Source organism: Gryllotalpicola protaetiae (genome assembly GCF_003627055.1).
GTDB lineage: Bacteria > Actinomycetota > Actinomycetes > Actinomycetales > Microbacteriaceae > Gryllotalpicola > Gryllotalpicola protaetiae.
In genome coordinates this window covers 386594-406698 of the sequence record NZ_CP032624.1, presented here as the reverse complement: position 1 = coordinate 406698, position 20105 = coordinate 386594, and the positions used below count along the sequence as shown (strand labels likewise).

Genomic DNA, 20105 nt, shown 5'->3' with positions numbered 1-20105 from the left:
TCCGTAGCGCGCGGCCGGACTCTGGGGACCGCCTTACTCGTGCACCCAGACCTCGGTGCCGACCTGAGCGAACTTGTACAGCGCGAGCGCGTCGGGGATGCGCATGTTCACGCAGCCGTGGCTCTTGCGTGCGCCCGGGCCGAAGTCGTTGTGCCAGTAGGTGCCGTGGAAGCCCTGGTCGCCGTCGAAATACGAGACCCATGGCACGTTCTTCGTGCAGTAGTCGTACTGGGGGCTCTTGCCGTCGCAGTTGCCCATGTCCTGGATGGGCAGCTGCGCGTAGACCGTGTAGTGGCCATCGCGCGTCTCGTGCACCCCGCCCGTGCCGATTGCGATCGGGTAGGTCGCCACGGCCTTCTCTTCGCCGGACTTGGGGCCCTCGAAGAGCGTCGTCGTGCCGGCGCTCTTGTCGACCTCGATGCGACGGAACACCGTCGTCGTCGTATACTGCACGACCTGGCCCTGCAGCTTGAACGAGAAATCACCGCTCTTCAGCGAGTCGCCGATCTGCGTCGCAAGGCCGTCTGTCGAGGTGATGCCGTAGCCGTTCTGGCCCTTCTGCACGACCCTCAGGATCTTGCCGGCCGAGTTCGTGACATCGGTCTCGTTCTGCGCCTGCTGGTTGACCTTGGCAGGCAGATCGGCCACGGCGCTCTCGATCGCCGACCGGTTCGGGGTGACGGCGAACTCGCCGGTCAGCGAGTCGGCCTTGACCGTGAACCACGATGCGAGCGTGGCAAGCGGCACGGCCTCGGCCCGCTGGTCCTGCAGGTAGAAGCCCGCGGTGTCGACCTGCTGGTTGAGCTTGTCGGCGAACGCCTGCGCCTTCGCCGTGGTGGCGGCCGCGTCGACCGCGGTCAGTTTCGGCTGCACCGTGAGCGACAGACCGCTCGAGAGGAGTGCCCCCGGGCCGGCCGCCGTTGCCGTCGAGTCGCCCGAGGTGAGCGCCGTGCCGAGGCTCGCGGCGAGCGCGTCGAGATCGACCCCCTGCCCGGGCTTCGACGGCGTCACAGTGAACTTCCCGGTCGCGGCGTCGAAGATCACGCCGGCCTGGGTCGCGTTGGTGAAGAGCTCGGGGGCCGCGTGGCGCAGAGCCGGCAGCGCCGTGTCGGGGTCGAGGGTGACGGTGCCTGCGACCGGCTTCGGATTCCAGGCGGTCACCTTCCACAGCGGGTGGTCGTCGAACGCGGCGGTGGCGAGCGCCTTCGCGTTGACCGTCGCGCCCAGCTGCGCGGCGGTGAGCGTCGCATCGCCGATGTGGATCTGCGCGCGATCGAGGCGGTCGGTGATCGCCTGCTGCGCGAGGCCGGAGGTCGTGAAGCCGAGCGGCGCGCCCGCCGCCGTCACGCCGGGGGCGATCAGCACGAGTGAGGCGACGACGGCAGCTGCGACGAGAACGCCACCGGGGATGCCGAGCCAGAGGCCGAGACGCTTCTTGCGGGGCTCCGGGGCCACCCACGTGGGCGTCGGGCCGACCGTGGCCTGGGGGTCGACGATCGCGGTCGTGGCGGTCTCGCCGACGACGGCACTGTCGACTCTGGTCACTTCGTCGGTCATTCGGGCCCCCTGCGATGCGGTGCCAGCTGAATCGACACACACTCACAAAAAGAGTACGACGGGCGCGCGCGATATCAGGAATCCGCCACGGACACGAACCGGCAACGATCGCCGCGACTCGCTAATCTCTGCGCATGGAGCAGTGGAGCGACTTCTTCGTCGCGACCGCCGGCGCCGCCGCGGCGCTGGCCGGTCTCGTCATCGTCGCGATGTCGGTCAACGTCGCCCAGATCATCAAGTTCCCCCAATTGCCGCCACGCGCCGGGGCCACGATCGCCTCACTCGTGATGGCCCTGCTCACGGCGCTTGCGGGGCTCGCCCACCAGCCGGACCGCATCTTCGGGCTCGAGACCCTCGCCTTCGGCCTGATCTCATGGGCGTTGCACCTCCACAGCGGGCGGGTCGCCCTGCGCACGGGCCGTGCGACCGGGCGTTCGCGCGAAGAGGCGGTCAGAGTCGTCCTGCTCGGCCAGCTGCAGACGCTGCCGCTCGCCGCAGGCGGTGCGCTCGTCGCCCTCGCGGCGCCCGGCGGAGTCTACGTCGTCTTCGCCGGCATCCTCACCCTCTTCGCCCTCGCGATGCTCGACGCCTGGGTGCTGCTCATCGAGATCCTGCGGTGACCGTTTTCTTGACTCACTCAAGAAAACACGGAAAGCTAAGGGCGTGACGATCGCGGTTGACATCGAGCGGATGCTTCGCGACGCCGGCCTTCGTGTGACACGCCCCCGGCTGGCCGTCTTCGACGCCGTTCACCACAACCCGCACTCCGACACCGACACCCTGATCGCCGCCGCGCGAGCGCAGCTGCCCGAGGTGTCGCACCAGGCTGTCTACGACACGCTGCACATCCTCACCGAGGCAGGGCTCGTGCGACGCATCCAGCCGCAAGGGTCGCTCGCGCGCTATGAGGCGCGCGTCGGCGACAACCACCACCATGCCGTGTGCCGCACGTGCGGCGCTGTCGAAGACGTCGAGTGCGCCGTCGGCGAGGCGCCCTGCCTCGAGCCGTCCGACGCGCACGGCTTCCAGATCGAGACGGCCGAGGTCGTGTACTGGGGGCTGTGCCCTGCGTGCGCGGCGCCGGCCGAAGCATCCTGAACCCTCATCAATCCGTAACCCGGAAGGAACCTCATGTCCGACCCTGAAGAGCACGGCGTCTTCACCACCGACGATGTCCACGACCAGCCGATCACTCCGGAGGCCGAAGCTGAGTGCCCGGTTCCGCATGGGGCACGTGCACCGCGCCCGACCGCGGGCTCTGCCAACCAGGGCTGGTGGCCCGAGCGGCTCAACCTCAAGCTGCTGGCGAAGAACCAGCCGGTGCTGAACCCCTACGGCGACGAGTTCGACTATGCCGAGGCTTTCCAGACCATCGATCTGCCCGCCGTGAAGGCGGACATCGCCGAGGTGCTCACCACCTCGCAGCCGTGGTGGCCGGCCGACTTCGGCAACTACGGCCCGCTGATCATCCGCATGGCGTGGCACAGCGCGGGCACGTACCGCATCCAGGACGGGCGCGGCGGCGGCGGCACCGGGCAGCAGCGCTTCGCGCCGCTCAACTCGTGGCCGGACAACGTGAGCCTCGACAAGGCACGCCGCCTGCTGTGGCCCGTCAAGAAGAAGTACGGCAAGAGCCTCTCGTGGGCCGACCTGATGATCCTCGCCGGCAACGTCGCGCTCGAGACCATGGGCTTCAAGACCTTCGGCTTCGCCGGCGGGCGGGTGGATGCCTGGGAGCCGGACGACGACGTGTACTGGGGCCCGGAGACCACCTGGCTTGACGACAAGCGGTACCACGGCGACCGTGAGCTCGAGGACCCGCTGGCCGCGGTGCAGATGGGCCTCATCTACGTGAACCCGGAGGGCCCGAACGGGAACCCCGACCCGGTGGCATCCGCCCGTGATATCCGCGAGACCTTCAAGCGGATGGCCATGAACGACGAGGAAACCGTCGCGCTGATCGCCGGCGGCCACACCTTCGGCAAGACGCACGGCAACGCGCCGGCTGACGCTCCCGGCCCGAACCCCGAGGCCGCGCCGTTCGAGCAGCAGGGCTTCGGCTGGAAGAGCGACCACAAGTCGGGTGTCGGCATCGACGCGATCACCTCGGGCCTCGAGGTGACCTGGACGTACCACCCGACCCGGTGGGACAACGAGTTCTTCCACATCCTGTACGGCTACGAGTGGGAGCTCATGGAGTCGCCAGCCGGCGCCCACCAGTGGCGGCCGGTGCAGGGTGGCGGCGACGGCCTGGTGCCGGAGTCGTTCGGCGACGGCAAGCGCGAGCCGCGCATGCTGACCTCTGACCTGGCGCTGCGCTTCGACCCGGCATACGACCAGATCTCGCGTCGCTTCCGCGACGATCAGGATGCCTTCGCCGACGCCTTCGCCCGCGCGTGGTTCAAGCTGACCCACCGCGACATGGGTCCGATCGCCCGCTACCTCGGCCCCGAGGTGCCGAGCGAGGAGCTCATCTGGCAGGACCGCGTGCCGGCCGCGCCCGGTGTCCTCACGGATGCTGACATCGCGGCGCTCAAGACGGCGATCGCGGAATCCGGCCTCACCGTCTCGCAGCTCGTCACGACCGCGTGGGCGTCGGCTTCGACGTTCCGTGGCTCTGACAAGCGCGGCGGCGCCAACGGCGCCCGTATCGCGCTCGAGCCGCAGAGGTCGTGGAAGGTGAACAACCCCGAGCAGCTCGCTCTGGTGCTCGCCAAGCTGCGTGAGATCAAGAACGCGTCGAGCGCGCCGGTTTCGCTCGCCGATCTGATCGTGCTCGCGGGCAACGTGGGCGTCGAGCAGGCGGCCGCCGCCGCCGGGGTGCCGGTCGAGGTCGGGTTCACGCAGGGCCGCGGCGACGCCACCCAGGAGCAGACCGACGTCGACTCGTTCCACTATCTCGAGCCCAAGCAGGACGGGTTCCGGAACTACTACGGCGTGCAGTCCGTGCTGCCCGAAGAGCACGTCTTCGTCGATCGCGCCAACCTGCTGACCCTCTCGGCGCCCGAGGCGACCGTGCTCGTCGGCGGCCTGCGCGCGCTCGGCGCCAACTGGGACGGTTCCTCGACCGGCGTGTTCACCTCGCGCCCGGGCGTGCTGACGAACGACTTCTTCGTCACGCTGCTCGACCTCGGCACCTCGTGGACGCCGCTCGACGAGGGCGGCCACGCCTACCGCGGCACCACGGCGTCGGGCGAGACGATCATCGGCTCGCGCATCGACCTGCTGTTCGGGGCGAACAGCGAGCTGCGCGCGGTCGCCGAGGCGTACGCGACGGATGACGCGGCCGAGCTGTTCGTGCGCGACTTCGCCGCGGCGTGGCAGAAGGTCATGGAACTCGACCGCTACGACGTGAAGTAGCAGAACTCACACGAGAGGCCGCCCTTCGGGGCGGCCTCTTCGCGTTCAGGCATCCGTTTCTCTCTACACGTACGGGCTACACGTACGGGTCGTCGCGGTCGACGGTGCTGCGCTGCACCCGCTCGCCCGTGGCGGGGCCGACATAGCTGCGGCTCGTCGCGACCGAGCGGCTGCGATGGGTCGCGATGAGAACGATGCCGAGGATGATGCCGACGGCGCCCGCGACCATGAGGATGTAGCCCACGATCGTGAGGTTCACCCAGGCGACTTGCACGTGAACCGCGAACGCGAGGATCGCGCCGATCACGAAGAGGACGATTCCGGTTCCGAGACTCATGACTGCCCGGTTCCCCATGGCGTCGACGCTCAATCAGATGAGCATTGCGTTACGAGTCCTGACGGATGTCGCACGCCGGGGTTAGCCTGCCGAAATGACGGAAGCACCGACCATCTCGACTCTGGGCGAGCTGCGAGCGAGCGGCCACGAACAGAAGCCACTGCGGGCAGAGCTGCGCGACAACCTGCTCGCGAAGCTGCGTGCGGGCGAGAACCCGTGGCCGGGGCTGCACGGCTTCGAGTCGAGCGTGATCCCGCAGCTCGAGCGGGCGCTCATCGCCGGGCACGACATTGTGCTGCTCGGCGAGCGCGGGCAGGGCAAGACCCGCCTGCTGCGCACGATCGGCGGACTGCTCGACGAGTGGACGCCGGTCATCGCGGGGTCCGAACTGGCTGAGCATCCGTTCGACCCGATCACTCATGAGTCGCGGCGGCGTGCCGCCGAACTCGGCGACAGCCTTCCGGTCGCGTGGCGGCACCGCAGCGAGCGCTACGTCGAGAAGCTGGCCACCCCCGACACGAGCGTGGCCGACCTGATCGGCGACGTCGACCCGATGAAGGTGGCAGAGGGGCGCTCGCTGGGCGACCCGGAGACGATCCACTTCGGGCTGATCCCGCGCAGCCACCGCGGCATCGTCGCGATCAACGAGCTGCCGGATCTTGCCGAGCGCATCCAGGTGTCGATGCTCAACGTGATGGAGGAGCGCGACATCCAGATCCGCGGCTACGTGCTGCGGCTGCCGCTCGACGTGCTCGTCGTGGCCTCGGCGAACCCCGAGGACTACACGAACCGCGGCCGCATCATCACGCCGCTCAAGGACCGGTTCGGGGCCGAGATCCACACGCACTACCCGCAGCGGCTGGATGCCGAGACGGCGGTCATCCGGCAGGAGGCCGAGCTCGTGGCGGCCGTGCCCGACCATCTGATCGAGATCCTCGCGCGGTTCACCAGGGCCCTGCGCGAGTCGACCTCGGTCGACCAGCGCAGCGGGGTGAGCGCGCGGTTCGCGATCGCGGGCGCCGAGACGATCGCGGCCTCTGCACTGCATCGCGCAGCGGCGCACGGGCGAGCGGATGCTTCGGCCGACGCCACCGCGCGCGTGGTCGATCTGCAGACCGCGGTCGACGTGCTGGGCGGCAAGATCGAGTTCGAGACGGGCGAAGAGGGGCGCGAGAGCGAGGTGCTCACGCACCTGCTGCGCACAGCGACCGCCGACACGGTGCGCGAGCACTTCCGCGGAATCGACTTCGGGCCGCTCGTCGACGCGATCGAGTCGGGCGCGATGGTCGTCACGGGCGAGGCGGTGACCGCGCGCGAGTTCCTTGCCGGGCTGCCGCGGCTCGGGGAGTCCGAGCTGTATGACGAGACGGCCGCGCGCCTGGGCGCGTCGACCGAGGGTGAGCGGGCGGCCGCGATCGAGCTGGCGCTCGAGGGGCTGTATCTCGCGCGGAAGATCGGCAAGGACACCGACGGCAGCGAGACGGTCTATGGCTGAGATGGCCGAATCGCACGAAGCGCATCACGCGCGCTTTCAGCGCTACCAAGGCGGCGACCCCCTCGCCCCGCCCGTCGACATCGCCGAGGCGCTCGACAAGATCGGCGAGCAGGTCATGGCCGGGTACTCGGCCGAGCGCGCGATGCGCGAATACCTGCGCCGCGGCGGCGAGGGGCGCACGGGCCTCGACGACCTCGGTCGCCGGGTGTCCGAGCGGCGGCGCGAGCTGCTGCAGCGCCACAAGCTCGACGGCACCATGCAGGAGATCAAGCAGCTGCTCGACAAGGCCGTTCTCGAGGAGCGGAAGCAGCTCGCCCGCGATGTCGACCTCGATGAGTTCGACCGCTCGTTCGCCGAGACGCGGCTCGAGAACCTCCCGGCGTCGACCTCGGCGGCCGTGAACGAGCTGGCCGACTACCCGTGGCGGTCGAGCCAGGCGCGCACCGACTACGAGAAGATCAAGGACCTGCTCGGCCGCGAGCTGCTCGATCAGCGCTTCGGCGGCATGAAGCAGGCGCTCGAGAACGTGACGGACGCCGACCGCGAGGCCGTCGGCGAGATGCTGAACGACCTCAACGGCCTGCTCGAGAAGCATGCGCGCGGCGAGGACACGCCAGAGGACTTCGCCGATTTCATGGCGAAGCACGGCGGATTCTTCCCCGAGAACCCGCAGAACGTCGACGAGCTCATCGACACGCTGGCCAAGCGATCGGCCGCCGCCCAGCGCATGCTCAACTCGATGACCGAGGAGCAGCGTCAGGAGCTCTTCAGCCTCTCGGCGCAGGCCTTCGGCTCGCCGGAGCTCATGCAGCAGCTCGCGCGCCTCGACCAGAGCCTGCAGTCGCTGCGGCCGGGAGAGGACTGGTCGGGCTCCGAGCGCTTCGACGGCGACCAGCCGCTCGGACTCGGCGAGGGCGCGGGTGTCCTGCAGGATCTCGCCGACCTCGACGAGCTCTCGGAGCAGCTGTCGCAGTCGTACGAGGGCGCCCACATGGACGACATCGACCTCGACAAGCTCGCCAGGCAGCTCGGCGACCAGGCCGCCATCGACGCACACACGCTGCGCGAGCTCGAGCGGGCGCTGCGTCGAGACGGCACCCTGCGCCGCGACTCGACAGGGCGGCTGCAGCTCACGCCGAAGGCGATGCGGCAGCTCGGGACGACGCTGCTCAAGGACATCGCGAAGCGGATGTCCGCACGGCAGGGTCAGCGCGAGCTGCGCCAGGCCGGAGCCGCCGGCGACCTGTCGGGTGCGACGCGCGCGTGGGAGTTCGGGGACACGGAGCCGTGGGACATCCCGCGCACTGTCCTCAACGGCATCCGTCGCCGCGCGGGCGCGCCTGGCGCGCCCGGTTCCCGCCTGATCGGCATCGACGACATCGAGATCGCCGAGACCGAGGCGCGCACGCAGGCGGCGGTCGCGCTGCTCGCCGACACATCGTTCTCGATGGAGATCGACGGTCGCTGGGTGCCGATGAAGCGCACCGCACTCGCCCTGCACACCCTGATCAAGAGCCGGTTCCGCGGCGACGACCTCCAGCTCATCGGCTTCGGGCGGCACGCCGAGGTGATGGACATCGAAGAGCTCACCGCCCTCGAGGCGAGCTGGGCGAAGGGCACCAACCTGCACCACGCGCTGCTGCTGGCGAACCGGCACTTCCGCAAGCATCCGAACGCCCAGCCCGTGCTCCTGATCGTCACGGACGGCGAGCCGACCTCGCACCTCGAGGCCGACGGCGAGGTGCGCTTCTCGTACCCGCCACACCCGGTCACGATCGCCTATACGGTGCGCGAGCTCGAGAACTCGATGCGGCTCGGCGCGCAGATCACGTTCTTCCGGCTCGGCGACGACCCGAGCCTCGCCCGGTTCGTCGACAACATGGCCAAGCGTGTCGAAGGACGCGTGGTCGCCCCGGAGAACGACGATCTCGGCGCAGCCGTGGTCGGCTCGTACCTCGGCTCGCGCTCGTGGCCGACGCTCGGCGGCAACGACTGGGCGGGCTGGGGCGGCCGGGGCCTTTGGGGCGACTAGCGTCGGTCTGCTCGCTGCGATCGGCTAGCGTCGCAGGGTGACCCGGCCGCTGCGCACCGCCCTGTTCGGCGCTGTCCTGCTTGCTCTGGGCGGGCTCGCGCTGGTGACCGGCGTGCTGCCGGCGAAGGATGCTGCGACGCTCGGCGCCCGCGTCTGGCCCATCCTGCTCTTCGTGATCGCCATCACGGTCGTCGCAGAGCTCGCGACCGCCGCCGGGCTGTTCGATTGGATCGCCGGGCTCGCCGCCCGCTGGGGGCGCCGCCGGGGCTGGCTGCTGTGGCTGCTCATCGCGCTGATCGCCGTCGTGAGCACGGTGTTCCTGTCGCTCGACACCACCGCGGTGCTGCTGACGCCGATCGTGATCGTGCTCGCGCGCCGCGTCGGGCTCAACCCGCTGCCGTTCGCACTCACGACCGTGTGGCTCGCGAACACGGCGTCGCTGCTGCTGCCGGTCTCCAATCTCACGAACCTGCTCGCCGAGCAGCACCTCGGCGGCATCGGCCCGGCGGCGTTCGCGGCGGCCGTGTGGCCCGCGCAGCTCGCGGGCGTGGTCGTGCCGCTCGCGCTCGTGGCGGTGCTGTTCCGACGCGACCTCGCCATGTCCTACGACGACCCGGGCCCGGTGCGTCTCGCCGACCGGCGGCTCACGTCGGCGGCCGGCGTCGTGCTCGTGCTGCTTGTCGTCGGGCTGGTATCCGGCGTCGCCGTGTGGATTCCTGGGTGCGCGGCCGCCGTCGTGCTCGTCATCGCGTTCGCCCTATTGCGCCCGCGTGAGCTGAGTGTGCGGCTGCTGCCATGGCCGACCCTCTTGCTGGTGTGCGGCCTGTTCCTCCTGGTCGCCGCTCTCGGCGCGGCCGGGCCGGGCGCCCTGCTCGAGCGGCTCGTGCCGAGCGGTGACGGGCTGCCTGCACTGCTCGGCGTGGCGGCGATCGGCGCCACAGCGGCCAACGTGACCAACAACCTGCCCGCGTATCTTGCCCTCGAGCCCACTGTGCACGGGCTGCTTCCCGGGCTCGCGCTGCTGATCGGGGTGAACGCCGGCCCGCTCATCACCCCGTGGGCGTCGCTCGCGACGCTGCTGTGGCATGAGCGGGTGCGGAGGCTCGGCGTCGGAATCCGCTGGTCCCGGTATGTGCTGTACGGATGCCTGCTCGCACCCGTCACCGTCGTACTGGCGGTCGCGGCCCTCTGGGTGGTCAAGGCGTCGTAGGAACCAGGCGTATGACGCGCGATTGTTCCTACGTCATCGCCGGAATCGTAGGAACAAGCGTGCGCTTTGCGCCCCGTTCCTACGCGGGAGCCTGTCGGGCCCACCGCCGGCGCGGGGCGCGCCATCACCCTCGCCGATGTCGGTGGCGACTGTCAGCATGACGTCATGAAGATCTTGAAGCAGCTCACGGTGTTCGACACTGCCGACCTTGACGCGTCCAGCGCGTTCTGGGCCGGACTGCTCGGTGGCGAGGTCGCCGCCGAGCCTGACTGGCACACCGTCATGGTCGACGGCGAACCGCGGGTCGCGTTCCAGCTCGCTCCGAACCACATTCGGCCCGACTGGCCAGACGGGCAGCCGCAGCAGCTGCACCTCGACGTCTACGTCGACGAGGCGCGTGAGGCGGTCGCGCTGGCCGAGTCGCTCGGCGCGCGGTTGCTGAAGGCGGCGCCGGAACTCGACGCGGAAGAGGGATTCCAGGTCTACGCCGACCCGTCGGGGCATCCGTTCTGCATCTGCTGGGGCTGACGACCGTGACCGTCGAGGTGCTGCCGGCGACCGGCCACTGGGCCGGGTTCGCCGAGTTCATGGTGCCGCCGGGTGGCGCAGGCGGGTGCGTGTGCATGTCGTACCGCGATGCTCGGCTCGACATGGCGGGCCGTGTCGCGCACATGAAGACGGAATGCGAACGCGAGCCGGGGCCCGGCGTGCTGGCGTACGTCGACGGTCAGGCGGCCGGCTGGTGCTCGGTCGCGCCGAAGTCGACCTATCGGCGGCTGCTCAATTCGCGCACGATCCCGCACCTCGACGAAGAGCGTGACCCGTGGGCGATCGTGTGCTTCGTCGTGCGTCCGGGCTTCCGGCGGCGCGGGCTCATGCACGAGCTGCTCGACGGGGCGGTCGAGCACGCGCGCGCGTCGGGCGCCGAGCTCGTCGAGGGGTACCCGGCTGACCCGCGCGCTGATCGCGTCGATTCGACGAGCGGCTACGTCGGCACGACCGCGCTGTTCGAGGCGCACGGCTTCGAGCGGGTCGCCCCGACGAGCGCGCACTCGGGCGGCGCGGTGCGCTGGCTGATGCGCCGCGAGCTGGGCTAGCGCCTCACCACGCCGGCGCGAGTCACCAGGAGCCGCGGTGCTCCGGCACGAGGAACACGGCGGGGACGATGGCGACGAGCGTCGCGGCCAGCACAAGGAAGGAGACGCCGAGCGACATGCCGGGGTCGCTCGCCTGCGCGATCACGGCGGTGACAACGGAGACGGCGATGATCGAGCCGGCCTGGCGGAACATGCCGCGCAGACCCGAGACACCGGCGATCTGGCCCTTCGCGAACTGCAGGGTCGCGTTGTTCGCCGCAGGCACCGCGAGGCCCATTCCGAGGCCCGTGATCGCCGCCGAGATCGACAGCCAGACATACGCGCTCAGGCCGGCCGGCGGCAGGAACATCATGACGAGGCCGCCCGAGACGAGCAGGAAGCCGACGATCATCGGCAGGCGGTAGCCCGTGCGCCGCAGTGCGAAGACGGCGATGCCCGCGATGCAGATCATGCCGACGGCGCGCGCGGTGAGCAGGGTGCCGCTCGCGAGCGCGGAGATGCCGAAGCGCTCCTGGGCGTAGAGCGGCACGAGTGCGCCGAACCCGATCGCCGCGGCGCCGTAGAGGAAGTTGATGACGTTCATCACCCCGAAGCCCCGGCCGACGAGCAGGTGCAGCGAGATGAAGGGGGCCGGGGCGCGGCGCGTGTGCCGCACGAACAGCCAGCCGAAGACGACCGCGAGCGCCTCGGGCACCAGAACGCCGGGGGAGTGCCAGGCCACCCCGTCGCCGAGCACGGCGATGCCGATCATCGCCGAGAGGATCGTGGCGGCCATGGTCAGGGTGCCGACGAAGTCGAGCCGGCCGCCGCGGTGCCCCTGTGTCGCCGGGAAGAAGGCCGCACCGAGCAGCACGAGCGCGATGCCGATGGGCACGTTGACGAGGAAGATGCCGCGCCATGACCAGTAGGTCACGAAGATGCCGCCAAGGATCGGCCCGACGACGCCGCCGATCGGGAAGATGCTCGTGAACATGCCGAGCGCGCGATCGCGGTTGCGGCCGAAATGGTCGGAGACGATGCCGCTCGCGGCGGGCATGATGGACCCGCCGCCGAGCGCCTGCACGGCCCGCAGCGCCACGAGCATCTGGATGTTCTGAGCCAGCCCGCACAGGAGCGAGGTCGCGGTGAACAGCACCACGGCGGCGAGGAACACCCGCTTGCGGCCATACATGTCGCTGATCTTCCCGGCGAGCGGCATGACGAGCACCTGGCCGAGCGAGTAGATCGTGATGGTCCACGCGCCCCACTGCACACCTGCGTGCAGCTCGCGCTGCAGGGAACTGAGCGCGGTCGCGACGACGGTGCCGTCGACCGACACCATGAACAGCCCGATCGACACGATCGCGAACACCAGGCCGCGGCGAGGCAGCGGCTCATCGTCCGCACGAGCCGGCGAGGGCGCGGCGGATGCCTCGGCGCGCGCTGTCTGGGTCACCTGAACAGGCTACCCCGTTAGTTGCCGCTTGCTAACTATTTGCCGCGAGTGCAGGCGCTCGTCACGCGACGCTGACCTCGACCGTGTGCCATCCGGTCGCCCCGTCGGGCAGTACGTCGGAGACGCCGGAGGTCTGCTGCACGCCGTCGGCGTTGGTGGCGCGCACGCGCAGCTGGTGGTCGCCCGGGGTCGCGTGCCATGACCAGCGCCACTGCACCCAGGTGTCGACGTTCACCGCGGCGGCCAACTCGGCCTCGTTCCACGGGCCGTCGTCGACCTGCACCTCGACCTTCGAGATGCCGACGTGCTGCTCCCACGCGACGCCCGCGATCCACTGCTGTCCGGCCCCCAGTCGCACGCCGGGGCGCGGCACGTCGATGCGCGACGACTGCTTCACGGGCGCCTTCTCGGCCCAGCCCTGCGTCACCCAGTACCCCTGGTAGTCGGCGAAACGCGTGACCTTGAGGTCGACGACCCACTTCGTCGCCGACACGTAGCCGTAGAGCCCCGGCACGACGAGCCGCGCGGGGAAGCCGCGCGCGAACGGCAGCGGTTGGTCGTCCATTCCGATCGCGAGAATCGCCGCGCGGTCGGGGTCGGTCATGGCCGACAGCGGTGTCGCGGCGGTGTAGCCGTCGAAGCTCTCCGAGTACACCATGTCGGCGTCGCCCGTGACCCCGGCCCGCTCGAGCAGCAGCCGCACCGGGTACCCGAGCCACTTCGCCGTGCTGATCAGCGGGCCGCCGACGTCGTTCGAGACGCAGGCGAGCGTCACGTAGTGCTCCTCCATCGGCAGCTCGTTCAGCTCTTTCCAGCTCAGCGTGAACGGATGCTTCACCATGCCGTGCACGTTCAGCGACCACTGCTCGGGGTCGAGCTGGGGGATCACGAGCTCGACGTCGGTCCGGTAGAACTTGTCCAGCGGCGTGATGACGGGCGTGATGCCCGACACGTCGAACGAGGCGGCGGCGGGCACGGGCGTCGCGGATGCCGCGGGCCGAGGCAGTTTGAAGGCGGCCCGTGCGTTCGCGGCGGCGCTCGCCGTGCGCGTCGCGAGCTGGCCGCCGATGGTGGCGACCACGCCGATCGCGGCGGCCGCCACCGACCACGACAGGAAGGCTCGGCGGGAGGGAGAGGTCTGGGCGCGCGGCGGCACGGCAGCAGGCATCCGCCTGATCAGGAATACGAGCACCCACGCGCCCGCGATGCCGGTGACGACGGCCGGCAGGGCGGCGAGCGCCGTGGCGTCGGCCCGGCTCAGCGCCGCGGCGACGCCGATCGCGCCGCCTGCGAGCACGATCACGCGCCCGAGCCACGGCCGACGAGCCTCGAGCACCCCGGCGAGTGCGGCGACGACTCCGACCACGACGGCGAGCACGACGAACAGGAACGCCTTGTCGCCGTGCCCGAAGACCCTGATCACGGCTTCTTTCATCGGCCCGGGCGTCAGGTCGATGATCGCCGAGCCGACGACCACGAACGGGCTGAACGCGCGCGCCGCGATCGCGGCGGTCACGGTGCCCGCGCCGAGGCCGAGCAGCACGGCCGCGACGCCCGCGCCGGCTGGGCGCAACCATGACCGGGAACTCACACTCACACGCTACGTCGGGAGTCTTTTGATGCGCTGATATGATGAATCCATCAATTCGTCAATCAATGGAACGAAGGCGAAGATGCAGCACCGCCCGTCGCTCAGCGACGTCAAGGCCGATCTGTTCAGGGGACTGGCGCATCCGCTGCGCATCCGTGTTCTCGAATTGCTGAACGAGGCGGAAGACGGCCCGCCCGGCGAGGTGGCGGTCGGTGAGCTGCTCGCCCAGACGGGTCTCGAGGCGAGCCACCTCTCGCAGCACCTCGCCGTGCTGCGGAAGTACCGCCTGGTCGAGAGCGAGCGGCGCGGCAGCCAGGTCTACTACCGGCTCGCGTTCGCGTCGGTCGCGGGCCTGCTCGAGGCGGCGCGCACTCTCCTGGGCGAACTGCTCGAGGCGCGTGGCGACGAACTCGCCGAGCACCTCGACGCGCACTCCGCCGGGGTCCGATGAGCGCCGCGGACCGCGTCGCGTCGCTTCTGCCGGGCCGGGCCGACTACGCGCGGCTGCGCACCAGCTGGCGCGCAGATCTCCTCTCAGGTCTCACCGTCGGCATCGTCGCGCTGCCGCTCGCGCTCGGCTTCGGCGTCAGCTCGGGCGCCGGGGCCGAAGCAGGGCTCGTGACCGCGATCATCGCGGGAGTCGTCGCTGCGGTGTTCGGCGGGTCGAATGTGCAGGTCTCCGGCCCGACCGGGGCGATGGTCGTGGTGCTCGCGCCGATCGTCGCGCAGTACGGCACCGGGGCACTCGGTGCGGTATGCGTGATCGCGGGAATCCTGGTGGCGCTCGCAGGCGCCCTCCGGCTCGGGCGCGCCGTCGGCCTGCTGCCGTGGCCGGTGATCGAGGGCTTCACCCTGGGCATCGCGGCGACGATCTTCCTGCAGCAGCTGCCGCAAGCCGTCGGCCTTTCTGCTCACGGGCTGTCGAGCAACGCCGCCGTCGCGGCTGCGCAGGCGATAGCCCGCGCTCAGCTTCCGACCGTGCTGTGGAGTCTCGCCGTCGTCGTCGCCACCGCGCTCGTGATGCTCGCGGCCCCCAAGGTCATTCCCGTGGTGCCCGGCTCGATCGTCGCGATCATCGTCGTCTCAGGGCTCACCGTGCTGCTGCGGCTCCCGGTCGCGAAGCTCGGGGCGCTTCCCGCTGGGCTGCCGGCCCCGCGGCTGCCGGGATTCGACCTCGCGACGATCTCGCACCTCGCCCTGCCCGCGATCACCGTCGCCGCGCTCGCCGCGATCGAGTCGCTGCTCTCTGCCCGCGTAGCCGCATCGATCTCCGACACGGGCCCCTACAACGCCGACCGCGAGCTCGTCGGCCAAGGGCTCGCGTCGATCGTGGCCGGCTTCTTCGGCGGCATGCCCGCGACCGGGGCCATCGCGCGCACCGCCGTGAACGTGCGCAGCGGCGCGCAGACGCGTGTCGCGGCGATCGTGCACGCGGCGGTCCTCCTTGTGATCGTCGTGGCGGCGTCGCACGTCGTCGCCCTCATCCCGCTCGCCGCGCTCGGAGGCGTGCTGATGGTCACCGCTGTCCGCATGGTCTCGCCGCGCACCGTGCGCGCCGTCATCCGATCGTCCCGCTCCGATGCCGCCGTGTTCTGGATCACTGCTGTGATCACCGTGAGCGTCGACCTCATCTACGCCGTCGGCGCCGGCCTCGTCATCGCCGCCGCCGTCGCCCTGCGGAATGTGGCGCGGTCTGCGGGCGCCCAGCGCGAAGCCCTGCCGGGCGGTGCCGCCCCCGGCGACGAGCGCATCGCGCTGTTCCGCATCGACGGCGCGCTGTTCTTCGGCGCGGCCGAGCGGGTGCTCGATCAGATCTCCGCCATCAGCGATGTGGACGTCGTGATCCTCCGGCTCTCGCAGATCCGCTATCTCGACGCGACAGGCGCCCAGTTCCTCACCGAGCTCGTGCAGCGGCTCGAGCGCCGTGGCATCACCGTGCTGGTCAAAGGGATCCAGGCGCAGCATCTCGGGCTCGCCGAGCGCGTGGGGGTGATCGCCGCGCTGCGGCACCACAAGCACCTCTTCGACGAGCTGCCGCCCGCCGTCGAGCATGCGCGCAGCCACGTCGCGCGCGCCACGACCGCCTACTAGAGCGAGGTCTTCGCCTGTGCGGGCGCGTCCACATCGGCGAGCTGCCGGTAGACCACGCGCTCGTGGTAGGTGTAGCGCAGCAGGAAGCCGATCACCAGCAGCGCGGCCTGGGTCAGGATCGTGTGGCTGTGCAGGTGCAGCAGCTCGACCGCCGCCCACAGCACGAAGGTGCGCACGGCCGACTCGATCGCATTGAACCCGGCCGAGTGCCCGAAGCGCGACCACAGCCGCCGCGCCCCGGCGCGCAGGTCGTGGTACAGGAAGTGCTCCTGGGCGATGAAGTTGCCGACGATCGTGATGACCGCTGCGGCGATCGCCGCCTCGATGTAGGTCCAGCCAGCCTGCTGCAGCGCCCACATGATCGCGAGGTTGGCGATGCCGCCGATGAATCCGATGAGCGCGAAGCCCGGCATCCGCCCGATGCGCAGCTCGACGATCTGGCGCGTGAGCCGCCCGACCTGCTTGATGTCGGCCTTCGACTCGCCGCCGCCGCGCGGCGCCAGGGTCGCGGGCACCTCCACCAGATTCATCTGCTTGCGGCACAGGATCTCGAGCAGGATCTTGAAGCCGCGCGGCTTGAGCGACCCGAGGTCGATCGCGTCGAGGCGTACGGCGAAGAACCCCGACATCGGGTCGGTCGACTTCGCGAGCTTGCGCGGGAACAGCAGCTTGGCGATGCCATTTCCGAAGTGGGAGAAGAACACCCGGACCCCGTCTGAGAGCCCCTCGGCCGAGCCGCCCTCGACGAAGCGCGAACCGGCGACGAGATTCACGCCGTCGGCCTCGCCACGGAGTGCGGTGTCGATCAGCCGGGGCAGCATCTCGGGCGGATGCTGCAGATCGCCGTCCATCACGACGGCCCAGCGGCCGTTCGCCACGCGGAAGCCTTCGAGCACGGCGCCGCCGAGCCCGTCGACCGGCACGTCGCGGTGAATCAGTCGCACGGGGACCGCGTAGCGCGCCGCAACGTCGAGGATCACGGCAGGGGTGTCGTCGTTCGAGTCGTCGACGAAGACGATCTCGACCGAACGCGACCCGACGGCCGCTTGGGTACGGGAGACAAGTTCTTCGACGTTCAACGATTCGTTGAAGGTCGGCACGATGATGGTGACGTCCATGATTGCTTAGAAGACGTTATCCCGCCCGGCGCTGAGAAAGTGCACAGGCGAGGCTTTCGAACGGAGTCGAAGATGACGGATGCCGGGGCTGAGCTCACCCTGCCCGACGGTCGCGTGCTGCGGTTCTACGACACGGGCGCAAGCAGCGGTGACCGGGTCCTGGTCTGGCATTCGGGTACGCCGCACACCGGTCGCATCATCGGGCCGGTGCGGGCTGCGGCCGAGGCAGTGGGTGCCCGCGTGATCTCGGTCGCGCGCGCTGGCAACGGCGGTTCCACGCGGCTGGTGGGGCGGAGCGTGGCGGATTCAGCGCGCGACGCGCTCGCGGTGCTCGACCATCTCGGGGTCGAGCGGTTCGCGACCGTCGGCTCGTCGGGCGGCGGCCCGCACGCGCTCGCGCTCGGGGCGCTCGCGGGGGAGCGCGCGGTCGGCGTCGCGACCTTCGCCTCGGTCGGGCCGTATCGCACGGACGACCCTGGCTGGTTCGACGGCATGGCGGACCCGCGTGCGCTGCGCGCCGCGACCGAGGGGCTGTCGGCGCGCGCCGCCTATCAGGAGACCGCGGAGTTCGACCCCGAGGTGTTCATCGCGGCCGACTGGGCCGCGCTCGAGGGGGAGTGGGCGGAGCTCGGGCAGGACGCCATGGCCGCGGCGGAGCTCGCCGACGGCGGCGAGGTCGACGACGACTGCGCGTTCGTCTTCGACTGGGGTGTCGAGCTGTCAGGCATCCGCGCCCATGTCCTGATCGTGCAGGGAGAGCAAGACCGCATGGTGCCCGCCGGGCATGCCACGCGTCTGCTGCGGGCGCTGCCGAGCGCGACGTCGTGGTGGCTCGCTGAGGACGGGCACGTGTCGGTGCTGCGCGCGCTGCCGCTCGCGATCGACTGGCTGCGCGAGCACGGACTGTAGCCTGGCGTAGTGGGATACCTCGTCTACGGAACCGGCGCCGAGTACGAAGTCGACGATCGCGCGCTCGCGCACCTGAAGATCGCCATCGTCGCGAAGCTGCGGCTGCAGGAGTCGTTCCTGCTCAACTGGACGATCCCGGCCGAGCACGGCTCCGGCCGGGTCAGCCTGTGGATCTCGCCCGGGATTCCGCTGCAGTTCCGGTTCTCGGGCAGCAAGCCGCCCGAGCTCGACCGCGTCTGGATCGACGCGATGTCGCGCTCGTCGCACGGTGTGCGCGGCATGGTGCTGATGGCGGAGAACGAGGCGGCCGAGTACCTCAAGGCCGCCGGATCGCCGAGCGCCATCTAGATCTGGGCGCCCTGGGGGGCGTGCGCCTCTACCCATCATGCGGCGCATGCGCCTCTAGGAACTCATACACCGCGACGCGGTCGACGCCCGTGAAGGTTCCCGTCGGCATCGCCGCGAGCAGTGACGAGTTGAGCCGCGCGCTCGGCCAGGCGTTCTCACTCCAACGCTCGGCGAGCTCGGCATCCGGTGTGCGGCAGCAGGCGGGGTCCGGGCACGTCGACGTGAGCCGTACCGCGGTGTCGCGGCCGCGGAACCACTTCGTGAACGCGAACTTCGTGCCGACCGACACCGAGAAGTCGCCGCTCGTCGACGACTCGATCTTCGACGTGCACCAGTACGAGCCGACAGGCTTGTCCGTGTACTGGTGGTACGGCGACAGCCGGTCCTCACGTTCGAACACCTGCCGGGCGCTCCAGTAGCGGCACACCAGCTGGCCCTCGACCGAGCCGAGGGCGTCGGTCGGGAACAGCGCGCCGTCGTTCTCGTATGCCTTCGAGATCGCGCCGGAGGAGTGCACCTTGAGGAAGTGCACCGGGATACCGAGGTGCTCGGTGGCGAGGTTCGTGAAGCGGTGCGCCGCCGTCTCGTACGACACGGCGAAGGCGTCGCGCAGATCCTCGACGGAGAGCTCGCGAGCGCGCTTCGCGTCTTCGAGGAAGTCGACGGCGCTCGCCTCGGGCACCATCAGCGCGCCGGCGAGATAGTTGGTCTCGACCCGCTGGCGCAGCAGCTCGCCGTAGTCCTTCGGCTCTGGGCGCCCCAGCACGTGCGCCGCGAGCGCCTGCAGCAGCGCCGTGCGCGGGTCGGTGCCCGCCTGCTTGATCGGAAGGTAGATGCGCCCGTGCTCGCGGTCGGTCACGCTGCGGGTCGAGGCGGGCAGGTCGTGCACGTAGTGCAGGGTGAAGCCGAGGTGGGATGCCAGCTCGCCGGTCGCCCGCTGCGACAGCGGGCCGCCGCGGTGGCCGATGGCGGCGAGCAGCTCGCGGGCCGCCTTCTCGAGTTCCGGGTAGTAGTTGTTCTTCGCTCGCTGCTCGGCGCGCAACTCGGTGTTGGCCCGGCGTGCCTCCTCCGGCGTCGCGGCCCGCTCGGTGTGCAGCCGCTCGAGCTCGCCATGGAGCGTGAGGATCGTCTCGATCGCCTCGTCGGAGAGCGTCTTGCGCAGCGGCAGCGCCGGCAGCCCGAGCGAGGCGAACAGCGGCCCGCGCTGCGCCCGCTCGAGGGCAATCTCGAGGCCGGCGCGCTTCGATGGCGCCTCGCTCGACAGCAGCGCGTCGACCTCGACGCCGAGCGCGTCGGCCAGGCGGTTCACCTCGCTCAGCTTCAACTCGCGGCGGCCGTTCTCGATCACCGACAACTGACTCGGCGCACGGTCGATCGCCGTGGCGAGCGTCTCGAGCGTCAGCCCCTTCTCGGAGCGGAGCTGGCGGATGCGTCGGCCGATGGTGAGCGAGTCCATGCCTTCCATGATGGGCGGCGCGCAGGCATCCGTCAGCCTTCTGATCCGCAGAAAAAGCCGCAAATTTCT

General features: G+C 70.2%; 18 protein-coding genes. 12 read left to right on the top strand and 6 right to left on the bottom strand.

Annotated elements, in window-relative coordinates; genetic code table 11:
• Positions 1-33 precede the first annotated feature (33 nt).
• Entirely contained in the window at positions 34-1557 is a 1524-nt protein-coding gene (locus D7I44_RS02080; RefSeq protein WP_120787975.1) for a L,D-transpeptidase family protein, read from the bottom strand.
• Positions 1558-1691: 134 nt separating this feature from the next.
• On the opposite strand from D7I44_RS02080, the gene D7I44_RS02075 reads away from it, so the two are divergent.
• From D7I44_RS02075 to katG, 3 genes are all read left to right on the top strand, one after another.
• Complete coding sequence (locus D7I44_RS02075) at positions 1692-2177, top strand: hypothetical protein (protein ID WP_120787974.1); 486 nt, start codon at positions 1692-1694, stop codon at positions 2175-2177.
• Between the two features lie 70 nt (positions 2178-2247).
• The gene (locus D7I44_RS02070) at positions 2248-2655 is read left to right on the top strand and encodes a Fur family transcriptional regulator (RefSeq protein WP_120790739.1); all 408 of its coding nucleotides are present in this window, start codon (positions 2248-2250) and stop codon (positions 2653-2655) included.
• A 33-nt stretch (positions 2656-2688) separates the two neighbouring features.
• Positions 2689-4917, top strand: coding sequence for a catalase/peroxidase HPI (katG, locus tag D7I44_RS02065; protein WP_120787973.1), 2229 nt, complete (start codon positions 2689-2691; stop codon positions 4915-4917).
• A gap of 76 nt (positions 4918-4993) precedes the next feature.
• On the opposite strand, the gene D7I44_RS02060 is transcribed toward katG, so the two are convergent.
• Positions 4994-5254 (bottom strand): DUF6458 family protein, encoded by a 261-nt coding sequence (locus tag D7I44_RS02060; RefSeq protein ID WP_120787972.1) that lies wholly within the window; start codon positions 5252-5254, stop codon positions 4994-4996.
• A 94-nt stretch (positions 5255-5348) separates the two neighbouring features.
• Here D7I44_RS02060 and D7I44_RS02055 point away from each other — a divergent pair, with 94 nt between their 5' ends.
• The 5 genes from D7I44_RS02055 to D7I44_RS02035 all read left to right on the top strand — a co-directional run bounded on the left by D7I44_RS02055 (position 5349) and on the right by D7I44_RS02035 (position 11088).
• On the top strand, positions 5349-6749 hold the full coding sequence (locus D7I44_RS02055; protein ID WP_120787971.1) for a magnesium chelatase ATPase subunit I: 1401 nt from the start codon (positions 5349-5351) through the stop codon (positions 6747-6749).
• A complete protein-coding gene (locus tag D7I44_RS02050) occupies positions 6742-8781 on the top strand; it encodes a vWA domain-containing protein (protein ID WP_245979908.1) in 2040 nt (679 codons plus the stop codon). The genes D7I44_RS02055 and D7I44_RS02050 overlap by 8 nt, the downstream gene beginning before the upstream one ends.
• Before the next feature lie 37 nt (positions 8782-8818).
• A complete protein-coding gene (locus D7I44_RS02045) occupies positions 8819-9991 on the top strand; it encodes an SLC13 family permease (RefSeq protein WP_245979905.1) in 1173 nt (390 codons plus the stop codon).
• 165 nt (positions 9992-10156) lie between these two features.
• Positions 10157-10519 carry a VOC family protein gene (locus D7I44_RS02040; protein ID WP_120787969.1) on the top strand — a complete coding sequence of 121 codons (363 nt, stop codon included), beginning with the start codon at positions 10157-10159 and terminating at the stop codon, positions 10517-10519.
• A 5-nt stretch (positions 10520-10524) separates the two neighbouring features.
• The gene (locus D7I44_RS02035; protein WP_120787968.1) at positions 10525-11088 is read left to right on the top strand and encodes a GNAT family N-acetyltransferase; all 564 of its coding nucleotides are present in this window, start codon (positions 10525-10527) and stop codon (positions 11086-11088) included.
• A 22-nt stretch (positions 11089-11110) separates the two neighbouring features.
• Here the strand turns inward: D7I44_RS02035 and D7I44_RS02030 are convergent, their stop codons facing one another.
• Both D7I44_RS02030 and D7I44_RS02025 read right to left on the bottom strand, forming a co-directional pair.
• On the bottom strand, positions 11111-12523 hold the full coding sequence (locus tag D7I44_RS02030; protein WP_120787967.1) for an MFS transporter: 1413 nt from the start codon (positions 12521-12523) through the stop codon (positions 11111-11113).
• A 61-nt stretch (positions 12524-12584) separates the two neighbouring features.
• On the bottom strand, positions 12585-14114 hold the full coding sequence (locus tag D7I44_RS02025; RefSeq protein ID WP_245979902.1) for a molybdopterin-dependent oxidoreductase: 1530 nt from the start codon (positions 14112-14114) through the stop codon (positions 12585-12587).
• Between the two features lie 82 nt (positions 14115-14196).
• Between D7I44_RS02025 and D7I44_RS02020 the strand changes: the two genes are divergently transcribed.
• Both D7I44_RS02020 and D7I44_RS02015 read left to right on the top strand, forming a co-directional pair.
• On the top strand, positions 14197-14565 hold the full coding sequence (locus D7I44_RS02020; protein WP_120787966.1) for an ArsR/SmtB family transcription factor: 369 nt from the start codon (positions 14197-14199) through the stop codon (positions 14563-14565).
• Complete coding sequence (locus D7I44_RS02015; RefSeq protein WP_120787965.1) at positions 14562-16205, top strand: SulP family inorganic anion transporter; 1644 nt, start codon at positions 14562-14564, stop codon at positions 16203-16205. Before D7I44_RS02020 ends, D7I44_RS02015 begins: the two co-directional genes overlap by 4 nt.
• Here the strand turns inward: D7I44_RS02015 and D7I44_RS02010 are convergent.
• Positions 16202-17323: a glycosyltransferase gene (locus D7I44_RS02010; RefSeq protein ID WP_120787964.1), complete on the bottom strand. Its 1122-nt coding sequence runs from the start codon at positions 17321-17323 to the stop codon at positions 16202-16204. The two genes, D7I44_RS02015 and D7I44_RS02010, sit on opposite strands and share 4 nt — an antisense overlap.
• Before the next feature lie 72 nt (positions 17324-17395).
• Between D7I44_RS02010 and D7I44_RS02005 the strand changes: the two genes are divergently transcribed.
• Complete coding sequence (locus D7I44_RS02005; RefSeq protein ID WP_120787963.1) at positions 17396-18232, top strand: alpha/beta fold hydrolase; 837 nt, start codon at positions 17396-17398, stop codon at positions 18230-18232.
• Positions 18233-18241: 9 nt separating this feature from the next.
• Positions 18242-18580, top strand: a complete 339-nt coding sequence (locus tag D7I44_RS02000; RefSeq protein WP_120787962.1) for a DUF7882 family protein — start codon at positions 18242-18244, stop codon at positions 18578-18580.
• 28 nt (positions 18581-18608) lie between these two features.
• Here the strand turns inward: D7I44_RS02000 and D7I44_RS01995 are convergent, their stop codons facing one another.
• Positions 18609-20045, bottom strand: coding sequence for a helix-turn-helix domain-containing protein (locus D7I44_RS01995; RefSeq protein WP_120787961.1), 1437 nt, complete (start codon positions 20043-20045; stop codon positions 18609-18611).
• Between the last annotated feature and the right edge of the window lie 60 nt (positions 20046-20105).

What these genes read in the sequence shown, in the direction of transcription:
- D7I44_RS02080 (WP_120787975.1), bottom strand. Translation starts at nt 1,557, where the DNA reads ATGACCGACGAAGTGACCAGAGTCGACAGTGCCGTCGTCGGCGAGACC.
- D7I44_RS02075 (WP_120787974.1), top strand. Translation starts at nt 1,692, where the DNA reads ATGGAGCAGTGGAGCGACTTCTTCGTCGCGACCGCCGGCGCCGCCGCG.
- D7I44_RS02070 (WP_120790739.1), top strand. Translation starts at nt 2,248, where the DNA reads ATGCTTCGCGACGCCGGCCTTCGTGTGACACGCCCCCGGCTGGCCGTC.
- katG (WP_120787973.1), top strand. Translation starts at nt 2,689, where the DNA reads ATGTCCGACCCTGAAGAGCACGGCGTCTTCACCACCGACGATGTCCAC.
- D7I44_RS02060 (WP_120787972.1), bottom strand. Translation starts at nt 5,254, where the DNA reads ATGAGTCTCGGAACCGGAATCGTCCTCTTCGTGATCGGCGCGATCCTC.
- D7I44_RS02055 (WP_120787971.1), top strand. Translation starts at nt 5,349, where the DNA reads ATGACGGAAGCACCGACCATCTCGACTCTGGGCGAGCTGCGAGCGAGC.
- D7I44_RS02050 (WP_245979908.1), top strand. Translation starts at nt 6,742, where the DNA reads ATGGCTGAGATGGCCGAATCGCACGAAGCGCATCACGCGCGCTTTCAG.
- D7I44_RS02040 (WP_120787969.1), top strand. Translation starts at nt 10,157, where the DNA reads ATGAAGATCTTGAAGCAGCTCACGGTGTTCGACACTGCCGACCTTGAC.
- D7I44_RS02020 (WP_120787966.1), top strand. Translation starts at nt 14,197, where the DNA reads ATGCAGCACCGCCCGTCGCTCAGCGACGTCAAGGCCGATCTGTTCAGG.
- D7I44_RS02015 (WP_120787965.1), top strand. Translation starts at nt 14,562, where the DNA reads ATGAGCGCCGCGGACCGCGTCGCGTCGCTTCTGCCGGGCCGGGCCGAC.
- D7I44_RS02010 (WP_120787964.1), bottom strand. Translation starts at nt 17,323, where the DNA reads ATGGACGTCACCATCATCGTGCCGACCTTCAACGAATCGTTGAACGTC.
- D7I44_RS02005 (WP_120787963.1), top strand. Translation starts at nt 17,396, where the DNA reads ATGACGGATGCCGGGGCTGAGCTCACCCTGCCCGACGGTCGCGTGCTG.
- D7I44_RS01995 (WP_120787961.1), bottom strand. Translation starts at nt 20,045, where the DNA reads ATGGAAGGCATGGACTCGCTCACCATCGGCCGACGCATCCGCCAGCTC.